The organism is Gordonia westfalica, assembly GCF_900105725.1.
GTDB lineage: Bacteria > Actinomycetota > Actinomycetes > Mycobacteriales > Mycobacteriaceae > Gordonia > Gordonia westfalica.
The window spans coordinates 1,641,147-1,661,887 of sequence record NZ_FNLM01000034.1 but is presented as its reverse complement, the minus strand read 5'-3'; the positions used below and the strand labels follow the sequence as shown (position 1 = coordinate 1,661,887).

Below are 20,741 nucleotides of genomic sequence, written 5' to 3'. Positions count from 1 at the left end.
GCAACCGTTCTCAACGTTGGGAGTCCCGCTAGATGACCGAACCGGAACGCTACCAGTACGACGTCGTGGTGATCGGTGCGGGTGGTGCCGGTCTGCGGGCGGTCATCGAGGCCCGGGAGAAGGGCTATTCGGTGGCGGTGGTGTGCAAGTCCCTGTTCGGAAAGGCGCACACCGTGATGGCCGAAGGTGGCTGCGCGGCGTCGATGGGTAACGCGAACGAGAAGGACAACTGGGCGACCCACTTCCAGGACACGATGCGTGGCGGAAAGTTCCTCAACAACTGGCGCATGGCCGAACTCCACGCCAAGGAAGCGCCCGACCGGGTGTGGGAGCTGGAAACCTATGGGGCCCTGTTCGATCGCACCGCCGATGGTCGAATCGCCCAGCGCAACTTCGGCGGTCACACCTATCCGCGACTGGCCCACGTCGGCGACCGGACCGGGCTGGAACTCATCCGGACGATGCAGCAGAAGATCGTGTCTCTGCAGCAGGAGGACTTCGCGGCCACCGGCGACTACGAGTCCCGCATCAAGGTCTTCGCCGAATGCACCATCACCGAGTTGCTGAAGGACGGCGACGCCATCAGCGGTGCGTTCGGATACTGGCGCGAGTCCGGCAGATTCGTCCTGTTCGAGGCGCCGGCGGTCGTGGTCGCGACCGGAGGGATCGGCAAATCGTTCAAGGTGACGTCGAATTCCTGGGAGTACACCGGTGACGGGCACGCGCTGGCGCTTCGTGCCGGCGCCAGCTTGATCAACATGGAGTTCGTCCAGTTCCACCCGACCGGAATGGTGTGGCCGCCCAGCGTCAAGGGCATCCTCGTGACCGAGGGGGTCCGCGGCGACGGCGGTGTCCTCAAGAACACAGACGGCAAGCGGTTCATGTTCGACTACATCCCGCCGGTGTTCAAAGGACAGTACGCCGAGACCGAGGACGAAGCCGACAAGTGGCTGGCCGACAACGACTCCGCCCGTCGCACACCCGACCTGCTCCCGCGCGACGAGGTCGCTCGTGCGATCAACGAGGAGGTCAAGGCCGGACGTGGCACCGAACACGGCGGCGTCTACCTCGACATCGCCTCCCGCATGCCGGCCGAGGAGATCATCCGACGACTGCCGTCGATGCATCATCAGTTCAAAGAGCTTGCCGACGTGGACATCACGGCCGAGCCGATGGAGGTCGGACCCACCTGCCACTACGTGATGGGCGGCATCGAGGTCGATCCGGACACCGGTGCCTCCCGGGTGCCGGGTCTGTTCGCGGCCGGCGAGTGCTCCGGTGGGATGCACGGGTCGAACCGGTTGGGCGGCAATTCCCTGTCGGACCTCCTCGTCTTCGGTCGACGAGCCGGGCTCGGCGCGGCGTCGTACGTCGAGTCGCTCGACCACCGGCCGAAGGTCGCCCAGGACGACATCGACCGCGCGGCGAAGTATGCGCTCTCCCCGTTCGACCCGCCCGCCGACGGCAAGCCGGAGAACCCGTACACGCTGCACATGGACCTGCAGCAGGCGATGAACGATCTGGTCGGCATCATCCGGAAGGAAGCGGAGATGCAGGAGGCGCTCCGGGTGCTCGCCGACCTGCGGAACCGGCTCGGCAGCATGCAGGTCGAGGGCCACCGCCAATTCAACCCGGGCTGGCACCTGGCGATCGACCTCCGGAACATGTTGCTGGTCAGTGAATGTGTCGCCAAGGCGGCGCTGATGCGTACCGAGAGTCGTGGCGGACACACCCGCGACGACCATCCGTCGATGGATCCGGCCTGGCGCAACACGCTGCTGGTCTGTACCGCCGACACGAGCACGGACTCACCGGTGCCAGAGGTCGAGGTCGTCGAGGAAGAGCAGGAGCCGATGCGGCCGGACCTGATGGAGCTCTTCGAGTTCGAGGAGATCGAAAAGTACTACACCGCAGCCGAGATCGCCGGTCATCCCGGCGCCGGAGGCGAGCGAGCCGAGGGACAGTCGGAGGACTGACATGGGATACGACGCGAAGTTCCGAATCTGGCGCGGAGACACCGAAGGGGGTGGGCTCCAGGATTACACGGTGCTCGCCAACGACGGTGAGGTGGTGCTCGACATCATCCATCGCCTGCAGGCGACCCAGGCGCCCGATCTGGCCGTGCGCTGGAACTGCAAGGCGGGCAAATGTGGTTCGTGTTCGGCGGAGGTGAACGGTTACCCGAAGCTGCTCTGTATGACCCGGATGTCGACGTTCACCGAGGACGAGGTCATCACGGTGACCCCGATGCGCACTTTCCCGGTGATCCGTGATCTGGTCACCGATGTCTCGTTCAACTATGAGAAGGCGCGTGAGATCCAGTCGTTCACGCCGCCGCCCGGGTTGGGGCCGGGGGAGTATCGGATGAAGCAGGTCGACGTGCAGCGGTCGCAAGAGTTCCGCAAGTGCATCGAGTGTTTCCTGTGTCAGAACACATGTCATGTGGTGCGTGATCACGAGGAGAACAAGCAGGCCTTCGCCGGACCCCGGTATCTGATGCGCATTGCCGAGCTGGACATGCACCCGCTCGACGTCGCCGAGCGCCGTGACACTGCGCAGAACAAGCATGGCCTGGGGTTCTGCAACATCACCAAATGCTGCTCCGACGTATGTCCTGAGGACATCAAGATCACCGACAACGCGCTGATCCCCATGAAAGAACGGGTTGTGGATCAGAAGTACGACCCGCTGGTGTGGCTGGGGAACAAGCTCTTCCGACGCTAGGGCCGTTTCTCGGACACACCCGGGCCCCCGGGGGGTGTCACGTCGCCGGCGCCGATCGATTGACACCGCCGGCACACACTCGACGAGTTCGTCGCCGTCGGCTTGCCTCTGTGTGACCTGGTCGATGATTCGGCAACGGGCGAAACGGATACACGAGCGGTGCAGGGGTACCGACCAGGGGCCCATCAGGAGGGGAGTCGGTACTTCGATGACAGGGACCCATCGCGTCGTCAGACGTACTCCGGAGCTCGTATGAGGACGAGTGACGAAGAGCTGGTCGACGGTCGGACCCGGCACTACGGCGAGTTCTACGGCGTCGTCGAGGCTCCGCGGAACGATGACCGGAAGATACTCGTCGTCTGGGGAAACTGCCAGGCCGAGGCCTTGCGGATTGTCGTGTCCAGCTCTCCCGACCTCCCGTTCCGTACCGTTCGCGTCCCGCCGGTCCACGAACTCGAGTCCGCCGACATGGCGCGGGTCGAGGACCTCATGAGCAGAGCAGCGATCATCGTCTCCCAACCGGTGCGTACCGGGTACCGGGGATTTCAGATCGGAACCTCGGACCTGGCCGACCTGGCGCCATCGGCGTCCGTCATCGTCTGGCCGGTCATCCGCTACGGCGGATTGTTTCCGTTCCAGGTCATCGCCCGACACCCAGCGCAGCCGTCCGCAGTACCCGCGGCGGTTCCGTACCACGATCTGCGAACGGTCCTCGCCGTGGTGGCCGGTCGCGACCGCTTCGACGAATGGGACGTCGACGTCGCCGCCGAACGCATCCGGGAAGCAGCGCAATGGAGTGTGGATCAGCTCGCCGTCCGCGAGCGGCGGCACTGTGACGTCGGGATCTCCGACATCCTGCTCGACCTCGGGGCCGATGCCGCCCACACGATCAACCACCCTGGAAATCGAGTGTTGCTCGCCCTCGGCGGCCGGATCCTCGACTCGCTCGGGGCGTCGGCGCCGGTCCCACCCTCACGCGACCTGCTCGGCAACATCCGAGCCCCCTTGGAGCGACGGGTGATCGACGCGCTGGGGATCGACGCGTGCCCGCGGACGTCGTGGGACGTCGACGGTGTGGCACTGACCGAGGACGACGTTCGCCGTCGCCAGATGCACTGGTACGCAGACCATCCCGAGTTCATCGGAGCAGTGTTGGACCGTTACACCGACCTCATCGAGATCCTGGGCCTGTCGTGACGGGGCCGATCGGACATCTCCTGGTCGGACCCCGCTCACACGGTGTGGTCCGATATGCGCAGTCGGTCTTCGATGCGGTACGCGCCGAGAGCGCGGATCATCGTTTGGCGCACGTGCTCACGCTCGGCGCCGGTGTCGTATCAGGACTGGACGAGTGTGCGCTCGTGCACGTCCACGTGACCGATCGCCTGTTCGGACGTACGCCACGGCAAGCCCGGGACAGCGTGCTCGCCCTGTTCGCGGCACTGGACCGGCCGGTCTCGGTGACCCTGCATGATCTGCCCCAGCCCTCGGACGGACCGGCGATGCAGGCACGTGCCGATTTCTATCGCGCGGTGGCGCGGGCCGCGACAGGAGTGATCGTGTCGAGTCACCACGAGGCGTCGCTCTTCGCCGAGTACGTCGACGCGACGATCGGCGTCGAGGTCATACCGCTGATGTTCGACACCGTCCGCGTCGACAAGCCCTCGGAATCAGCGGAACTGACGGTCGGTGTCCTCGGCTACCTGTACCCCGGGAAGGGGCACCTGGAGACACTGCAGGCTATGTCCGGCCTCGACCCGTCCATCGGTTTCGTCGCGCTCGGCACCCCGTCACCCGGCCACGAAGACCTGGCCGATGAACTCGCCAAGGTCGCCGCGGAGATGGGACGGCGGTGCACGGTCACGGGGTTCCTGACCGACGACGAACTGATCCGGGCGTCGGCCGAGGTCACGGTTCCGGCCGCCTATCACCGGCACATGTCGGCCTCCGGGTCGATCAACTCCTGGATCTCCGCCGGGCGCCGACCGCTGGTCCCGAGCACCGCCTACACCGATGAACTCGCCGCTCGTTCCCCGGGCGTCCTGACGATGCACGCCAACAACGATGCTGCTCTGCGGACCGCTCTCGAGAGCGCGTTCGCGAATCCCGCGAGCACCTGGATCGATCCGGCGGTGACGCCGTCGCCCACCGCCGCCGACGTCGGCCGGGCTCACGAGCGACTGGTCCGGCGGTGGAGTGCATGACCGTCATGAGGCTCGGCGACGGCCGAACCGTGGTGGCCGACAATCGCTGGGACCTGGTCGGTGAGGCTTCGACGACGCCGCTGGTGAGTGTCGTGATCCCGTACTACAACCAACCCCACCAACTCGCGTTGGTCCTCGAGGCGTTGTCGGCCCAGACCCACCCGCCGGATCGTCTCGAAGTGGTCGTCGCCGACGATGGCTCGACGTGTTCGCCGGACGTGAGAGCGTGGACATCGCGACTCGACATCACCGTGGTGACGCAGGAGGACAACGGCTTCCGAGCGGCAGCCGCCCGCAATCTGGGTGTCGCGGCGTCGAGCGGTACGGTCCTGTGTTTCCTCGACGCGGACACGGTGCCGACACCCGACTACATCCGGCAGTCGATCAGATTGCCCGCCGCGGCGCCCGACGCACTCGTGGTCGGGCGGCGTAAGCACGCCGACCTGAGCCGGGTCGCCCCGGACTCGGTGGTGGGGTGGTTGTCCGAACAACGGCCGCTCGAATCCTCGCACGACTGCGAACCCGGATGGCTGGTCGATGCGTACGACCGCACGTCCAACCTCCTGAACCCGGGCTGGGACGGTTACAAGTATCTGATCAGTGCGGTGATGACCTGCAGCCGTCAATTGTTCGACGACGTCGGAGGCTTCGACCCGTCGTTCGTCCACTACGGCGGTGAGGACTGGGAATTCGCGAACCGGGCCTTCATGATGGGCGCGGTGTTCGCGCACGAACCCGACGCACTGGCCTGGCACGATGGTCCAGACTGGGCGGAACGTTCGGTGCCCGAGCGGATCTCGGAGAAGAACGCCGAAGCCCTCGCGCTCGCCCCGCTCATCACCGATCCGGCGGCCCGTACTGCCGGCCTGCTGTACGCGATCCCGGACATCGTGGTGCTCGTGTCGACGGCGGGGCACACCGCGGCATCGCTGATGCGTACTGTCGCCGGCGCGTTGCGAGGGATGGATGCTGCTGTCTGGCTTGTCGGCGAACATGCCGACGCTTTGCTCATCCAACTGGGCGTGGACGATTCGCGAATCCGGGTCGGTGGTCCGGACGCATCGACGCTGTCGCGGTGCAGGTTCGTCGTCGAGGTCGCCGGTACCGTGGTCTTCTCCGTTGATTCGCTCGCGCTGCTCACGGCCCAGGTCGGGCCGGGGGAATGCGGCCAGGTGACGGTGGACTTCGACGGATCACCGGCCTCGGTAACGGTCACGTCGTCGCGCGCACGGCACCGTGTCCGACGCTGGGCAGCGCACACCGACGTGGGCCCTGGCGAGCTTCTCGACCGGTTGTTCGGGGTCCGAACAGTGCATCACAGCGAGGTCGAGATCGTCCTCGGCGACGAGGAACCGGCGTTGTCCTGGTGAGTGTGGTCCGCAGGTGATCGGCACTCCCGAACCTCACCTCGACCGGCAGACTTCGATCGAGTTCTGCGTGTCAGGGATGACGTCGACCGGTCACCGGAGTGGAACTCCACAGACCTGCGATTTGTTGGTGCCCCCGGTGAGACTCGAACTCACACTGGACGGGTTTTGAATCCGTTGCCTCTGCCAATTGGGCTACGGGGGCCAGTGCGCGGGTTGCCCCGTGCAGGAGCCAACTCTAGATGATCGGCCGACCGGCCCGGCAACCGGTACTCTTCTGTTCGACTATGGCGTGGAGGAGGGGATGGTGACAGTGACCGACAGTGCGACCACGACAACTGGTGAGACGACGAAGACGCATCGTGTGCTGGTGGCCGAGGACGACTCGCTGATCCGTATGGATCTGATCGAGATGCTCCGCGAAGAGGGCTATGACGTCGTGGGGGAGGCTCCCAACGGTCAGGTCGCCGTCGAGCTCACGGAGTCCCTGAAACCCGACCTGGTCATCATGGACATCAAGATGCCCATCCGCGACGGCATCGACGCGGCGACGGAGATCGCGGAGAAGCGGCTGGCGCCGGTCGTCATGCTCACCGCGTTCAGCCAGCGGGACTTCATCGAGAAGGCGCGCGACGCCGGCGCGATGGCTTACCTGGTCAAACCGTTCACCAAGGCCGATCTGGTGCCGGCCATCGAGGTGGCCGTCAGTCGCTATCACGAGCTCAAACTGCTGGAGCGCGAGGTCGCGACGATGAACGAGCGGCTCGAGACCCGCAAGCTCGTCGAACGCGCCAAAGGTCTGCTCATGCAGAAACAGGGCCTTTCCGAGCCCGAGGCGTTCAAGTGGATTCAGCGTGCCGCGATGGACCGTCGGACAACGATGAAAGCCGTGGCCCAGGTCGTCGTGGAGACCCTCGGGACGAACTGACGAAGGACAGGTCGATTTGACGCAATGCGTCTGCGCGCAAGTCAGTTTCACTGTCTTTACGCAGGGGCAACAAGATCGCGCTAGCTTTTCCCCAGCGAGGCGCGGTTGGATGCGTCGATCTCGATGCACCGCTCTCGTGTGACAACTCCAATCGCAAGGAGAGCATTGATGTCCTTTCGTTCTTTGACGAGCGGGGCAGTGGTCATGACTGCGGCGGCAGCGCTCGTCGTCGCCGGCTGCAGCAGCTCTGACTCTGGTTCCGACGAAGGCTCCGGAGGCTCGGCCAGCGCGGCCGTAGAGTCCACTCCCGCACCCCCCGGCATGGGCCTCGCGCAGAAGCTGGCCTGTAACCCGCCGAAGGCCACGCCGGGCCCCGAGAGCACCGCTCCGCTGAAGATCGGCACGCTGCTCCCCGAGACCGGCTCCCTCGCCTTCCTGGGGCCGCCCATGGTGGCCGGTGTCAACCTGGCCATCAAGGACATCAACGCCGCCGGCGGTGTGCTCGACAAGCCCGTCGAGCTGGTCACCGGTGACTCCGGCGACACCACCACCGACACCGCCAACGCCACCGTCGACCGCGAGCTCAGCGCCGGCACCCAGGTGATCATCGGTGCGGCGTCGTCGTCGGTGTCGCTGAAGGTCATCGACAAGATCGCCAACGCGGGCGCCGTCATGTTCTCGCCGGCCAACACCTCCGACGAGTTCACCTGCTACCAGGACAAGGGACAGTACTTCCGTACCGCTCCCGCGGATGTCCTGCAGGCCCAGGCACTCTCGCAGACGATGGCGGAGGACGGCGTCCAGCGTGTGTCCATCCTCGCCCTCAACGACCCGTACGGAACGGGCTTGGCCGACAACACCGTTCGCGACCTCGAGGCCGCCGGTGTGCCCGCCGACCAGATCCAGAAGATCATCTACGACCCGAATGCCCAGTCGTTCAACGCCGAGGTCGACCAGGTGAAGAACTTCAACCCGGACGGCGTTGCGCTCATCGGGTTCGAGGAGAGCGCCAAGATCCTCACCCGTATGCACGAGGTGGGCATCGGACCGAGCGACGGCAAGCTCGTCTACGGCGTCGACGGCAACATGGGTAACGCACTCGGCGAGTCGGTCGGTTCCGGCCTGCTCAAGGGTATGAAGGGCACGACTCCGCTCACCCAGACCAGCGGTGAGTTCCAGTCCGCGCTCAAGGATCTCGATCCGAAGCTGATCGACTTCAACTACTCGGGCGAGAGCTACGACGCCGCGGTGCTGAGTGCGCTCGCCGCGACCGCAGCCAAGTCGACCGACGGCCGCACGATCGCCGCCAACATCATCGGCGTCACCAACGGCGACGAGAACTGCGACTCGTACCAGGCGTGCCTGGATGCGCTGAAGAGCGGCAAGACGATCGCCTACGTCGGCAAGACCGGGAACCTGGCGTTCAACGCCGCCGGTGAGCCCAGCGTCGGCTCCTACGGCGTCCTCGAGTTCGACGGGGACAACAAGCTGCTGACCCCGACCCGCAAGTACGTGTCGGTGGCCGCGCAGTAGTCACACAAGACCAGAGACCCTCGGCTCACGAGCCGAGGGTCTCTGTGTGTCCGCGCACGAAATCCGTTGCCGCTCACCGTCCCCGCGTGAGCGGCAACGGATCCCGTGAGCGAAGCCTACGTCTTCTTCTCCGAGCTGCCCGCCAGCGTGCCCAGGTAGAGCTCGATGATCTTGGGATCCTTGGCGAGGTTGCTGCCGGTGTCGGTGTAGGCGTTGCGACCCTGGTCGAGAACGTAACCGCGGTCGCAGATCTGGAGGCAGCGGCGGGCGTTCTGCTCGACCATGATGATCGAGACGCCGGTTGCGTTGATCGCCTTGCAGCGGATGAACACCTCGTCCTGGAACATGGGGGACAGGCCTGCCGACGGCTCGTCGAGCAGCAAGACCGCCGGGTCCATCATCAGGGCCCGGCCCATCGCGACCATCTGCCGTTCGCCGCCGGACAGCGCGCCCGCCTTGATCTTCCGACGCTCCGACAGGAGCGGGAACAGCTCGGAGACGAACTCGAACCGCTTGGCGAACGTCTTCGGCCGCAGGTAGACGCCCATCTCGAGGTTCTCCTCGATCGTCAGCGCGGGGAACACATTCTGTGTCTGCGGGACGTATCCGACACCCTTGTCGACGAGGACGTGTGCTTTGGCCGAGGTGATGTCGTCGCCGCGCAGGGTGACCGAACCCTTACGGACCGGGATCAGCCCGAACAGGGTCTTGAGCAGCGTCGACTTGCCGGCGCCGTTCGGACCGATGATGCCCACGATCTCCCCGTCGTTCAGGAAGAAGTTGCACTCCTCGAGGATGTTGATCCCCGGCAGATAGCCGGCGGTGATGTCGTCGGCGCGCAGCAACGCATTCGTCGCGAGCTTGCGGTGCTCGTCGGGGGTGGCCGCGCGCTGTGCCGGTGTCAGCGACCCGCCGTCCGATCCCAGGCTCATCGCTCGGTCTCCTTCTTGTCCGTATCGACGCCGGCCGGATCGGCGGGCGGCAACTCGACCGGCTCGGAGAGGTCGCCGCCTTCTTCGAGGGTGGCCTCGATGGCTGCCTCGACCTGCTCGGCGAGCACCGCGGTCGCACCGACGGGCTGACCCTGGTCGTCGAACTCCAGTGCCTGGTCGTGGTGACCGCCGAGATAGGCGTCGACGACGGCCTCGTTGTCGCCCAGGCGATCCGGCAGGGATTCGGCGATGATCTGGCCCTGGGCCATCACCACCACCCAGTCACTGATGTCGCGGATGACGTCCATGTCGTGTTCGACGAAGACCACCGTCACGCCCTCGTCGCGCAGCGACTTGATGTGTTCGAGCAAGCTCTGCGTGAGGGCCGGGTTCACGCCGGCCATCGGCTCGTCGAGCATCACGATCTCGGGATCGGTCATCAGCGCGCGTGCCATCTCCAGCAACTTGCGCTGACCACCGGACAGCGAGCCGGCGAAGTCGTCGGCCTTGGCGTCGAGCTTGAACCGCCGCAGCAGTTCGTGTGCGCGCTCGGTGATCTCGGCTTCCTGTTTGCGCCAGGTCCACGGGGCGAGGGCGGCGAGGAAGTGTTCGCCGCGCTGGCCGGTGGCACCGAGCTTGACGTTGTCGAGCACCGACATCTTCGACAGCGCCTTGGTCAGCTGGAAGGTGCGCACCATGCCGCGGCGTGCGACCTGGTGCGGGACCATCCGGCCGAGGGATTCGCCGTTGAGCGACCACGTACCCGAATCCGGTTTGTCGAAACCGGTGATCAGGTTGAAGAACGTGGTCTTGCCGGCACCGTTGGGTCCGATGAGGCCGGTGATCGCGCCGCGTTGCACCTCGAGGTGGTCGACCTGGACCGCCCTGATGCCGCCGAAGGTGCGGGAGATGTTGTCCACCACGATGATCGGGTCGGGCTTTGCCGATCCCGGTTCGGGTGACACCTCCGCGAACAGTCGCGAGCGCTCGGGCGCCGACAGGGTCGTCAGATCGCGGCGCGTCGCCCGCGTACCGGCGATGTCGGGACCGGTCTCGTCGACGACGATCCCGGTGTCGCCCACCGGCGTCGAGGGCTCGTCGTCGTGTGCCGAATGGCGTCCGTCATCAGGCATCGAGCTGCACCTCCCTCTTGTTGCCGAGGAGTCCCTGTGGTCGGAACACCATCATCAGGATGATCGCCAGACCCAGCAGCACGTAGCGGATCGCGCCGACCTGCTGCGCCGAGAGGTCCAGCATCGGGTTGTCGCCGGACGTGGCCTGGCGCAACAGCGCGTCGGGGATGGCCAGCAGGAACCAGAACAGCATCGCGCCCACGACCGGTCCGAACACCGTCGCCGCACCGCCGAGAATGAGTGCGCCGTAGGCGAAGAAGGTCTGGGCGGTGGAGTAGAAGTCCGGGTTGATCGACTGCGTCGCGAGTGCGTTGAACACGCCTGCGAGGCCGCCGATACAGCCACCGAGGATGAGTGCCTGCATCTTGAAGGAATAGGCGTTCTTGCCGAGCGATCGGGCGGCGTCCTCGTCCTCGCGCACCGCCTTCAGCACGCGACCCCAGGGGGAGTGGACGAGCAGGTAGACCATGAGGCACAGGAGCAGGACGACGGACCAGCCCACCACCATCGACCACAGGTCGCCGCCGAGGAACTTGACCCCGAAGAACGAGTACTGCTTGCCGTTGTCGAACGGGCTGATCGAGAAAAAACCGCTCGCGTAGCCGTAGATCCCGTTGGTGGAGTGGGTGAAATCGTCCGACGACGTCGACCGGAACACCAGTCGGAGGATCTCCGACGCGGCGATGGTGACGATCGCCAGATAGTCCGCTCGCAGACGAAGTGTCGGGATGCCGAGGACCACCGCGAGCATGCCGGCTGCGGCGATACCCACGATGGCGCCGAGCCAGAGCGGCTGGTCGTAGTTGACGGCCATGATGCCCACGCCGTATCCGCCGAGGAGGGCGAAGGCGATCTGGCCGAAGTTGAGCAGCCCGGCATAGCCGAAGTGCAGGTTGAGGCCGATGGCCAGTAGAGCGTAGAAGATCGCCGACGGGCCGATGAGCTGTGCGAACGCAATCTGTAGCGCTGAGATGATGTCCATGGGTCAGCCGATCCTCGCTCGCGATCCGAGAATGCCCTGGGGCCGGATGGTCAGGATGATGATCAGGATCAACAGGCCGCCGATGTACTTCAGGTCGGGGCTGAGGATGTAGGTCGACAGCTGGACGAGCAATCCGACGATGAGGCAGCCGAGGAGGGCGCCGTAGGCGGTGCCGAGTCCGCCGAGCGTGATGCCCGCGAACATCAGCAGCAGGAGCTTGAATCCCATCTCCCATTGCACGCGGCCGCCGAGTTCGGAGAGCGCGAACATCACGCCGCCGAGTGTCGCCAGGCCGCCGGCGAGCGCCCACACGAACAGGATGACGCGGTCGACGTCGATCCCCGACGACTCGGCGAGGTCCCTGTTGTCGGCGACGGCACGCATGGCCTTGCCGATCCTGGTCCGCTGCAACAACAGAGCGACGCCGAGGAGCACCACGACACAGATGACGATGCAGGCCAGATTCACCGGCGTGATCGCGAACGGACCCGAGCCGATCTGCGTCTGTGCCTGGTAGTCGTTGAACGGTTCGGCCCGGTCGGAGAAGAAGATCAGGATCAGATACCGCATCACCAGGGCGAGGCCGATCGACACGACGAGCATGGCGATCAGCCCGGTTCGTCGCCGTCTCAGCGGTCTCCAGAGACCGAGCTCGTTCAGGATGCCGATGCCGACGCCGACGATGACCGCGAGGATCGTCGCCGGTATCAGCTGTAGCCCGACCTTCACGTTGAACACCCACGCGACCACCGCTCCCAGGGTCACCAGCTCGCCGTGCGAGAAGTTGGTGAGGCCGGTCGTCCCGAAGATCAGGCTGAGGCCGACGCCGGTGATGGCGATGATGAGACCGAAACGGATGCCGTCGATGGCCAGACGGGTGAGTTCGGCGACCGCCGAGACCTCCGTGCCGGTCCGTACCTCACCGAACGAGAAGATGACCGGCCGCGCCGTTCCGCCGCTGACATCGACCGGTAGCTCGGGCTTCTGGACCTCCACATCGTCTGGGAGAGAGTCGGTGTCGACGACGACGGTGTACCTCCCGGGCGGCACCATGATCGACCAGGCTCCGGTCGCCGACGACGTGGCCGTCCCGACGACGGTGCCTGACGCGTCCTTCGCCTCGAGTTTCACCCCCTCGACCTTCTCGGCGCCGTTCCGCAGGACACCGAACACCCGCACCTCGTCGGGGGCGGCGTCGGCGGACGGGGTCCCGAAGAGCCCGCACAGCATCGACGCCGCGACGAACAGCAGGACGGCCAGCGCGGTGCGCCGCGTCGACGCCGATGGGCGCCGACGGGATGGCGGGCGGCAGGACGGTGATCGGGTCTGGCGGGCGGGCCGACACTCGGGGCGATGCGCGTGAGTCCGTTCGGTGTGGTCGTCGGGCACGAGTGCGGCCTGCCGGTCAGGCTCTGTCATCGAGGGTGGTACCTCCCTTGCGGACCTGTACGCCAGTGACATCCATCGGCCATGACCTGGCCGATCACTGCGCGGCCGGTCACCCTGCGGGACATTAGCCGCAGCTTCGTCGCCACGTGACGACAACGACGTTTCCCGGAAGTTACATCTGCGGCGACGCAGGGTGGGCTCGATCGATGCGATGTGGTGCTGGCGTACCCATCAGGGCCGTACCCTGGTCGGATGCTGCCGGTGACCATCACACAGACCAGAGACGTCGAACTCGCGAGTGCGCTGCTCGCGCAGGCGTTCGCCGACGACCCGGTGACGCTGTGGATGGACCCGGACACCGCTCGTCACCGCGCGGTGTTCCGGACTCTGCTCGTCCACATCCACGGGAAGGGATCGACGATCGATCTCGCGATGCGCGACGGGCAGCCGGTCGGCGCGGCCGCCTGGGATCCGCCCGGGCACAAGATCTCGACGAGGGCACAGCTGGTGTCGTCCTGGGAGTTCCTTCGGACTCTCGGGCCCCGGATCGGCCGCGGGATCAAGCTGGAGGCCGAGTTCGCCAAGCATCGTCCGAAAGAGCCGCATTGGTATCTGGGACAGATCGGCGCCCCGGTCAAGGGGGCCGGCGTCGGCACGGCGCTGTTGCAGCACCGGCTCGAGCAGATCGACGGACCGGCCTACCTCGAGAGCTCGAACGCTCTCAATGTCCCGCTGTACGAGCGGTTCGGTTTCCAGGTCACCGCGGAATTCGAACTTCCGCTCGACGGCCCCAGGGTCTGGGCCATGTACCGGCCGATGTGACCCCTGACCGTCCACCCGTCCGACCGCCCCGGGCGGGGCGGGTCCGGGTGTCGGGACGGATCACTAGACTCAGCGACTGTGAGTCCAGCGCAGAGTTCCCCGGCAGCTACCCGTACCGGCAGCAAGGGCAAGACCAAGCAACCGGTCCTCATGCTCCTCGACGGGCATTCCCTGGCATATCGGGCGTTCTTCGCGCTCCCGGCCGAGAACTTCAAGACGGCCACCGGACAGACCACCAACGCGGTCTACGGCTTCACCTCGATGCTGATCAATCTGCTGCGCGACGAGGAACCCACCCACATCGCCGCCGCCTTCGACGTCTCGCGGAAGACGTTCCGCTCGGAGATGTTCCCGGAGTACAAGGCGCAGCGCTCCAAGTCGCCCGACGAGTTCAACGGGCAGGTCGACCTCACCAAGGAGGTCCTCGACGCGCTGGGTGTCACGGTCATGGCGATCGAGGGCTTCGAGGCCGACGACATCATCGCGACCCTCGCGACCCAGGCGCGCGAACAGGACTTCAAGGTCCTGATCGTCACCGGCGACCGCGACTCGCTGCAGCTGGTCGACCCGTCGACCACCGTGCTCTACCCGCGCAAGGGTGTCTCGGACCTCACCCGCTTCACCCCCGAAGAGGTTGAGAAGAAGTACGGTCTGACCCCCGCCCAGTACCCCGACTACGCCGCCCTGCGCGGCGACCCCAGCGACAATCTCCCAGGCATTCCGGGTGTGGGGGAGAAGACCGCGTCGAAGTGGATTCGCGAGTACGGATCGCTGGCCTCGCTCGTCGATCACGTCGACGAGGTGAAGGGCAAGGTCGGCGATGCGCTGCGCGCCAATCTCGCCTCGGTGCAGACCAACCGTCAGCTCACCGAACTCATCCGCGACATGCAGCTGCCCGCGGGCCCCGAAGATCTCGCGATGGTCGGCTGGGATCGCGACCGCATCCACCAGCTCTTCGACGACCTCGAGTTCCGCGTCCTGCGCGACCGCCTGTTCTCCACCCTCAGCTCGGTCGAGCCCGAGGCCGAGGCGGGCTTCGATCTCGACGGCTCGGTCCTCGGCGCCGGCGAGGTCGCGGGATGGCTCACCGAACACGCCCGTACGGGCCGGACCGGTCTCGCGGTGACCGCGCCGCACGTCGTCGTGGGCTCCGACCCGACCGGACTGGCGATCGCGGCCGCCGACGGTTCGTCGGCGTATGTCGACGTGACCACCCTGACGCCGGAAGACGATGCGGCCCTGGCCAACTGGCTCGCCGACCCGCAGGCGCTCAAGGCTGTGCACGAGGCCAAGTGGGCGGTACACGCGCTGCGTTCGCGCGGGTGGAAGCTCGACGGCGTCACCAGCGACACCTCGCTGGCCGCGTACCTCGTCCGCCCCGGGCAGCGGACCTTCAATCTCGACGACCTCGCCCTGCGGTACCTGCGCCGTGAGCTACGCGCCGACACCGGGGCGGGCGACGGCCAGATGTCGCTGCTCGACGACGACACCGAGGGCAAGGTCGCCGAACAGCACATGCTCGAGGCGCGTGCAGTGCAGGAGCTCGCCGACACCCTCGACACCGAACTCGACCGCATCGACTCCAAGCCGCTGCTGACCGAGATGGAGTTGCCGCTGTCGTTCGTCCTCGCCGACCTCGAGGCCGCCGGCATAGCTGTCGACGTCGATCACTTCAATGCGCTGGCACAGATGTTCAACGACCGGATCCGAGCGGCCGCCGAGTCGGCCTACGAGGTCATCGGTGAACAGATCAACCTCGGTTCGCCGAAGCAGCTGCAGACCGTGCTCTTCGACAAGCTCGACATGCCGAAGACCAAGAAGACCAAGACCGGCTACACCACCGACGCAGACGCGCTGCAGTCGTTGTACGAGAAGACCGAACATCCTTTCCTCGCACACCTTCTCGAGCATCGCGACGCCACGCGGTTGAAGGTCACCGTCGACGGTCTGCTGAAGTCGGTGGCCGACGACGGGCGCATCCACACGACGTTCAACCAGACCATCGCCGCGACCGGCCGCCTGTCGTCGACCGAACCGAACCTGCAGAACATCCCGGTCCGCACCGAGGCCGGACGCGAGATCCGTCGCGGCTTCATCGTGGGCACGGATCAGGATTCGGGCGTGAACTACGACTGCCTGATGACCGCCGACTACAGCCAGATCGAGATGCGGATCATGGCGCACCTGTCGGAGGACGAAGGGCTGATCGAGGCCTTCAACACCGGGGAGGACCTGCACAACTTCGTCGGATCGCGCGCCTTCGGGGTGCCGATCGACGAGGTGACCACCGAGATGCGCCACCGCGTGAAGGCGATGTCGTACGGACTCGCCTACGGCCTCAGTGCCTTCGGGCTCGCGGCCCAGCTGAAGATCAGCCGTGAGGAGGCCAAGGACCAGATGGAGGCGTACTTCGCGCGGTTCGGCGGTGTGCGGGACTACCTGCACGACGTGGTCGCCGAAGCCCGGCGCAACGAGTACACGGCGACCCTGTTCGGCCGCCGGCGTTACCTGCCCGACCTGAACAGCGACAACTGGCAACGACGCCAGTCCGCGGAGCGGATGGCGCTCAACGCACCCATCCAGGGCACCGCCGCCGACATCATCAAGGTCGCGATGATCAACGTGCACAAGCGTTTCCTCGCCGAGAAGCTGACGTCGCGGGTGCTGCTGCAGGTCCACGACGAACTCGTGGTCGAGGTGGCCGCCGGCGAGCGCGACGCGGTCGAAGCCGCGGTGCGCGAGGAGATGGGCAACGCCATCACGCTGTCGGTCCCGCTCGAGGTGTCGGTCGGGTTCGGTCGGTCCTGGGACGACGCGGCCCACTGATGGTCTCCTCGCCCAGGCGGGTCGGCGTTCTCACCGGCGACGGCATCGGTCTGGAAGTCGTGCCCGCCGCCATCACGGTCGCCGACGCGGCTGCGGCGGCGGAGGACTTGCGGTTCGACTGGGACGAACTCCCGTTCGGCGCCGCCGCCATCGCGTCCCACGGCGAACCGGTGCCGGACGCGACATTGTCGGCGCTCGACGATCTGGGACTCTGGATCGTCGGACCGCACGATTCCGCGTCGTATCCGCCCGAGCACAGCAGCCGCACCCCGGGCGCGGTTTTGCGCACCCGGTACGGGCTGTTCGCCAATCTCCGTCCCGCCAAGGCCTTTTCGGGGGTACCCGCCACCGCACCCGACATCGATGTGCTGATCGTCCGCGAGAACTCCGAGGGCCTGTACGCCGACCGCAACATGGCGGTCGGGAGCGGTGAGTTCATGCCGACTCCCGACGTCGCGCTGGCAGTGGGGCTCGTGACCCGCGCGGCCAGTGAGCGCATCGCGCGGGTCGCCTTCGAAGCCGCCCGCGACCGCGCGGTCTCGGGACGCCCGGCCCGGGTGACCATCGTGCACAAGGCGAACGTGCTGCGCCTGACGACCGGCCTGTTCCGCGACGTATGCCGGGAGGTCGGCGAGGAGTTCCCCGACGTGGAGGTCACCGAACAGCACGTCGACGCCATGGCGGCGCTGCTCGTCCGACGCCCCGCCGACTTCGACGTCGTCGTCACCGAGAACCTCTTCGGCGACATCCTGTCGGACCTCGCCGGGGAACTCGCCGGCTCGCTCGGCATCGCGGGTTCGGTGAACTGCTCGGCGACCCAGGTGATGGCGCAGGCAACTCATGGAGCAGCTCCCGACATCGCCGGGCGGGGCGTCGCGAACCCGGTCGCGATGATCGCGTCGGTGTCGATGGGGTTCCGGCGGTACGGGCTGATGACCGACGATCCGGCGCTCGTCGCGGCGGCCGACCGGATGGATTCCGCCGTCGCCGACACCCTCGCGGTCTCCATCGCGACCGCTGACCTGGGTGGGACGTCATCGACCAGCGAGTTCGCCGACGAGGTGGCGCGGCGAACCGTGGCTGCATGACGCGCGCGAAGACGTGCGTGAACATCCGGTAGCCAGCCGGCGAGGCGGGCGCAAACTACAGTGAGTTGGTCTGATCAGGTGATCTGTTCGTCATCGAAGGGATGTGTTGTGGAACGGGCCTCGACGCGGGTTGACCGACGCCGTGTCCGGTCGCGCGTGGCCCGGCTGCTCGGCGTGTTCCTTGCGCTCGCGGTCGTGCTCACCGGGTGCGTGAACAACGAGGAACGGGAACGCGCCAACCAGGTGACCCCGATCAACGTGGACGTGGAGAAGGTCCCGGAGATCGCGGCACTCGTCCCGCCCGAGATCGCACGAACCGGACGCCTGGTGGTCGGAGTCAACGTGCCCTACCAGCCCAACGAGTTCAAGGGGCCGGACGGCAAGATCATCGGCTACGACGTCGACCTCATGAATGCGGTCGGCAAGGTCCTCGGCCTGACTCCGGTGTACAAGGAATCGCAGTTCGACACCATCATCCCGTCGGTGCAGGCCGGGACGTACAACGTCGGGATGTCGTCGTTCACCGACACCCTCGAACGCGAGAAGCAGGTCGACTTCGTGACCTATTACAGCGCCGGCGTGCAATGGGCGCAGGCCGCCGACTCCGACGAGGACATCGACCCGTCGAACGCCTGCGGTAAGCGGGTCGCGGTACAGACCACCACCTACGAGGACACCGACGAGATCCCGGCCAAGAGCGCGGAATGCGTCGCGAGGGGTCTCCCACCGATCGACAAGGTGAAGTTCGACAGCCAGGACGAGGCGGTCAACGCCCTGATCCTCGGCCGGGTCGAGGCGATGTCGGCCGACTCGCCGGTCACCGCGTACGCCATCAAACGCACCAACGGAAAGCTGAAGGCCGCCGGCGAATTGTTCGACTCGGCGCCGTACGGATGGGCGGTGCGCAAGGGCTCACCGCTGGGACCCGCGATGCAGAAGGCGGTCCAGTACCTGATGGACAACGGGCAGTACGAAGAGATCGCGGCCAACTGGGGCCTGCAGGAGGGCATGATCGATGTCTCCGTCATCAACGGGGCGGTGAGTTGAGATGACCTCACCGCAGACCGACACCACCACCACGGCCGGCGAGCCCGAACCGATCAAGGCAGTACCGCTCCGCAGACCGGGCCAGTGGATCGCCGCGGTCATCATCCTCGTGCTGGCGGGGCTCTTCGTCTACGGAGCCGCCACCAACAAGGCCTACGCGTGGGGCACCTACGCCGATTACCTGTTCGACCAGCGCGTGCTGTCCGGCGTCGGATACACCCTGGCGCTGACGGTGCTGGCGATGACCATCGCGATCGTCCTCGGCGTCGCGCTCGCCATCATGCGGCTCTCACCGAACCCGGTGTTGCGCGGCACCGCCTGGGTGTACCTGTGGATCTTCCGCGGGACGCCGGTCTACGTGCAGCTCGTTTTCTGGGGACTGTTCCCGGCGATCTACAAGCAGATCGACGTCGGCATCCCATTCGTCCACCAGTTCGCGTCCTTCGACATCCAAACCCTCAATGCCGCATTCCTGTTCGCGGTCATCGGCCTCGGGCTCAACGAGGCCGCCTACATGGCCGAGATCGTGCGCGCAGGCGTGTCGTCGGTCGGTGAGGGTCAGTCCGAGGCGTCGATCGCTCTGGGCATGTCGTGGTCGCAGACCATGCGTCGCACCGTGCTGCCGCAGGCGATGCGGGTGATCATCCCGCCCACCGGCAACGAGCTGATCTCCATGCTCAAGACGACGAGTCTGGTGGCGGCGGTGCCGCTGACCCTCGATCTCTACGGTCGCGTGCGCGACATCTCGGGCGTCAACTTCGAACCGATCCCGCTGCTGCTCGTCGCCTCGACCTGGTACCTCGCCGTCACCAGCATCCTGATGGTCGGCCAGTACTACGTGGAGCGTCATTACTCGCGGGGCGCCACCAGGGCGTTGACCGCACGCCAGCTCAAGGCGATGGCCGACGGACAGACCGCCGCGGCCGACGACATCCCGGACGGACCGGGAGCCGGCCGCACGACCGGGGGAGAGAACGCATGAGTTCCGCCGAGACGCCGATGGTCCTCGCCGACCGGGTGTGCAAGAGCTTCGGATCGGTCCCGGTCCTCAAGGGGATCTCGCTCGAGGTCGCGCGAGGCGAGGTGACCTGCCTCATCGGCCCGTCCGGTTCGGGTAAGTCGACGTTCCTCCGGTGCGTCAACCACCTCGACGTGGTCAACGCCGGCCGCCTCTACGTCGACGGCGACCTCATCGGCTACCGCGAACGCAACGGCAAGCTCTACGAGATGAGTGCCAAAGACGCTGCGACGCAACGCCGTGACATCGGCATGGTGTTCCAGCACTTCAATCTGTTCCCGCACCGCACCGCTCTCGAGAACGTGATCGAGGCGCCCATCCAGGTGAAGAAGCAGCAGCGGGCCGCCGCCGTCGAACGTGCCGAATACCTGCTCGAGCGGGTAGGCCTGTCCGACCGGGCCGACGCCTACCCGGCGCAGCTGTCCGGCGGTCAGCAGCAGCGCGTCGCCATCGCGCGCGCCCTCGCGATGGAACCGAAGCTCATGCTGTTCGACGAGCCGACGTCGGCACTCGATCCCGAACTCGTCGGCGACGTCCTCAAGGTGATGCGTGAACTCGCCGCATCCGGCATGACCATGATGGTCGTGACCCACGAGATGGGCTTCGCGCGCGAGGTCGCCGACCAGTTGGTCTTCATGGACGGTGGCGTCGTCGTGGAGAAGGGCGACCCACGCGAACTCCTCGCCAATCCGCAGGAGGAGCGGACACGGGAGTTCCTGTCGAAGTTGCTCTGAGACGTCGGGTGTAC

At 66.3% G+C, this 20,741-nt stretch carries 17 protein-coding genes and 1 tRNA gene; 13 read left to right on the top strand and 5 right to left on the bottom strand.

The features are described from left to right. Positions 1 to 32 precede the first annotated feature (32 nt). From BLU62_RS12940 to BLU62_RS12920, 5 genes are all read left to right on the top strand, one after another. Entirely contained in the window at positions 33 to 1,976 is a 1,944-nt protein-coding gene (locus tag BLU62_RS12940; RefSeq protein WP_074849953.1) for a fumarate reductase/succinate dehydrogenase flavoprotein subunit, read from the top strand. A 1-nt stretch (position 1,977) separates the two neighbouring features. After that, the gene (locus BLU62_RS12935) at positions 1,978 to 2,724 is read left to right on the top strand and encodes a succinate dehydrogenase/fumarate reductase iron-sulfur subunit (protein ID WP_074849952.1); all 747 of its coding nucleotides are present in this window, start codon (positions 1,978 to 1,980) and stop codon (positions 2,722 to 2,724) included. Between the two features lie 252 nt (positions 2,725 to 2,976). Continuing rightward, entirely contained in the window at positions 2,977 to 3,921 is a 945-nt protein-coding gene (locus tag BLU62_RS12930; protein WP_074849951.1) for a WcbI family polysaccharide biosynthesis putative acetyltransferase, read from the top strand. Further along, positions 3,918 to 4,928, top strand: coding sequence for a glycosyltransferase family protein (locus BLU62_RS12925; RefSeq protein WP_074849950.1), 1,011 nt, complete (start codon positions 3,918 to 3,920; stop codon positions 4,926 to 4,928). Before BLU62_RS12930 ends, BLU62_RS12925 begins: the two co-directional genes overlap by 4 nt. Further along, positions 4,925 to 6,298 carry a glycosyltransferase gene (locus BLU62_RS12920; protein ID WP_074849949.1) on the top strand — a complete coding sequence of 458 codons (1,374 nt, stop codon included), beginning with the start codon at positions 4,925 to 4,927 and terminating at the stop codon, positions 6,296 to 6,298. Before BLU62_RS12925 ends, BLU62_RS12920 begins: the two co-directional genes overlap by 4 nt. Positions 6,299 to 6,423: 125 nt before the next feature. On the opposite strand, the gene BLU62_RS12915 is transcribed toward BLU62_RS12920, so the two are convergent. Then, a tRNA-Leu gene (locus BLU62_RS12915) sits at positions 6,424 to 6,500 on the bottom strand. 99 nt (positions 6,501 to 6,599) lie between these two features. Here BLU62_RS12915 and BLU62_RS12910 point away from each other — a divergent pair. Together BLU62_RS12910 and BLU62_RS12905 are read left to right on the top strand one after the other, a co-directional pair. Then, positions 6,600 to 7,223, top strand: a complete 624-nt coding sequence (locus BLU62_RS12910) for an ANTAR domain-containing response regulator (RefSeq protein WP_006360000.1) — start codon at positions 6,600 to 6,602, stop codon at positions 7,221 to 7,223. Between the two features lie 168 nt (positions 7,224 to 7,391). Continuing rightward, a complete protein-coding gene (locus tag BLU62_RS12905; protein WP_035755383.1) occupies positions 7,392 to 8,756 on the top strand; it encodes an ABC transporter substrate-binding protein in 1,365 nt (454 codons plus the stop codon). A 116-nt stretch (positions 8,757 to 8,872) separates the two neighbouring features. Here BLU62_RS12905 and BLU62_RS12900 read toward each other — a convergent pair whose 3' ends face one another. The 4 genes from BLU62_RS12900 to BLU62_RS12885 are packed head-to-tail and all read right to left on the bottom strand — an operon-like array spanning position 8,873 to position 13,222. Next, entirely contained in the window at positions 8,873 to 9,688 is an 816-nt protein-coding gene (locus BLU62_RS12900; protein ID WP_006359997.1) for an ABC transporter ATP-binding protein, read from the bottom strand. Then, positions 9,685 to 10,821 (bottom strand): ABC transporter ATP-binding protein, encoded by a 1,137-nt coding sequence (locus BLU62_RS12895; protein ID WP_074849948.1) that lies wholly within the window; start codon positions 10,819 to 10,821, stop codon positions 9,685 to 9,687. Before BLU62_RS12895 ends, BLU62_RS12900 begins: the two co-directional genes overlap by 4 nt. Further along, positions 10,814 to 11,803, bottom strand: a complete 990-nt coding sequence (locus tag BLU62_RS12890; RefSeq protein ID WP_074849947.1) for a branched-chain amino acid ABC transporter permease — start codon at positions 11,801 to 11,803, stop codon at positions 10,814 to 10,816. The genes BLU62_RS12895 and BLU62_RS12890 overlap by 8 nt, the downstream gene beginning before the upstream one ends. A 3-nt stretch (positions 11,804 to 11,806) precedes the next feature. Beyond that, on the bottom strand, positions 11,807 to 13,222 hold the full coding sequence (locus tag BLU62_RS12885) for an ABC transporter permease subunit (protein WP_006359995.1): 1,416 nt from the start codon (positions 13,220 to 13,222) through the stop codon (positions 11,807 to 11,809). 222 nt (positions 13,223 to 13,444) lie between these two features. Between BLU62_RS12885 and BLU62_RS12880 the strand changes: the two genes are divergently transcribed. The 6 genes from BLU62_RS12880 to BLU62_RS12855 all read left to right on the top strand — a co-directional run bounded on the left by BLU62_RS12880 (position 13,445) and on the right by BLU62_RS12855 (position 20,727). Beyond that, positions 13,445 to 14,014, top strand: coding sequence for a GNAT family N-acetyltransferase (locus tag BLU62_RS12880; RefSeq protein ID WP_006359994.1), 570 nt, complete (start codon positions 13,445 to 13,447; stop codon positions 14,012 to 14,014). A 78-nt stretch (positions 14,015 to 14,092) separates the two neighbouring features. After that, the gene (polA, locus tag BLU62_RS12875) at positions 14,093 to 16,840 is read left to right on the top strand and encodes a DNA polymerase I (protein WP_006359993.1); all 2,748 of its coding nucleotides are present in this window, start codon (positions 14,093 to 14,095) and stop codon (positions 16,838 to 16,840) included. Then, positions 16,840 to 17,928 (top strand): isocitrate/isopropylmalate dehydrogenase family protein, encoded by a 1,089-nt coding sequence (locus BLU62_RS12870; protein WP_074849946.1) that lies wholly within the window; start codon positions 16,840 to 16,842, stop codon positions 17,926 to 17,928. The genes polA and BLU62_RS12870 overlap by 1 nt, the downstream gene beginning before the upstream one ends. Positions 17,929 to 18,036: 108 nt before the next feature. After that, positions 18,037 to 18,975, top strand: a complete 939-nt coding sequence (locus tag BLU62_RS12865) for an ABC transporter substrate-binding protein (RefSeq protein ID WP_035755388.1) — start codon at positions 18,037 to 18,039, stop codon at positions 18,973 to 18,975. Between the two features lies 1 nt (position 18,976). Beyond that, positions 18,977 to 19,957 (top strand): amino acid ABC transporter permease, encoded by a 981-nt coding sequence (locus BLU62_RS12860; RefSeq protein WP_035755389.1) that lies wholly within the window; start codon positions 18,977 to 18,979, stop codon positions 19,955 to 19,957. Then, complete coding sequence (locus BLU62_RS12855; protein ID WP_280141531.1) at positions 19,954 to 20,727, top strand: amino acid ABC transporter ATP-binding protein; 774 nt, start codon at positions 19,954 to 19,956, stop codon at positions 20,725 to 20,727. Before BLU62_RS12860 ends, BLU62_RS12855 begins: the two co-directional genes overlap by 4 nt. Positions 20,728 to 20,741 lie beyond the last annotated feature (14 nt).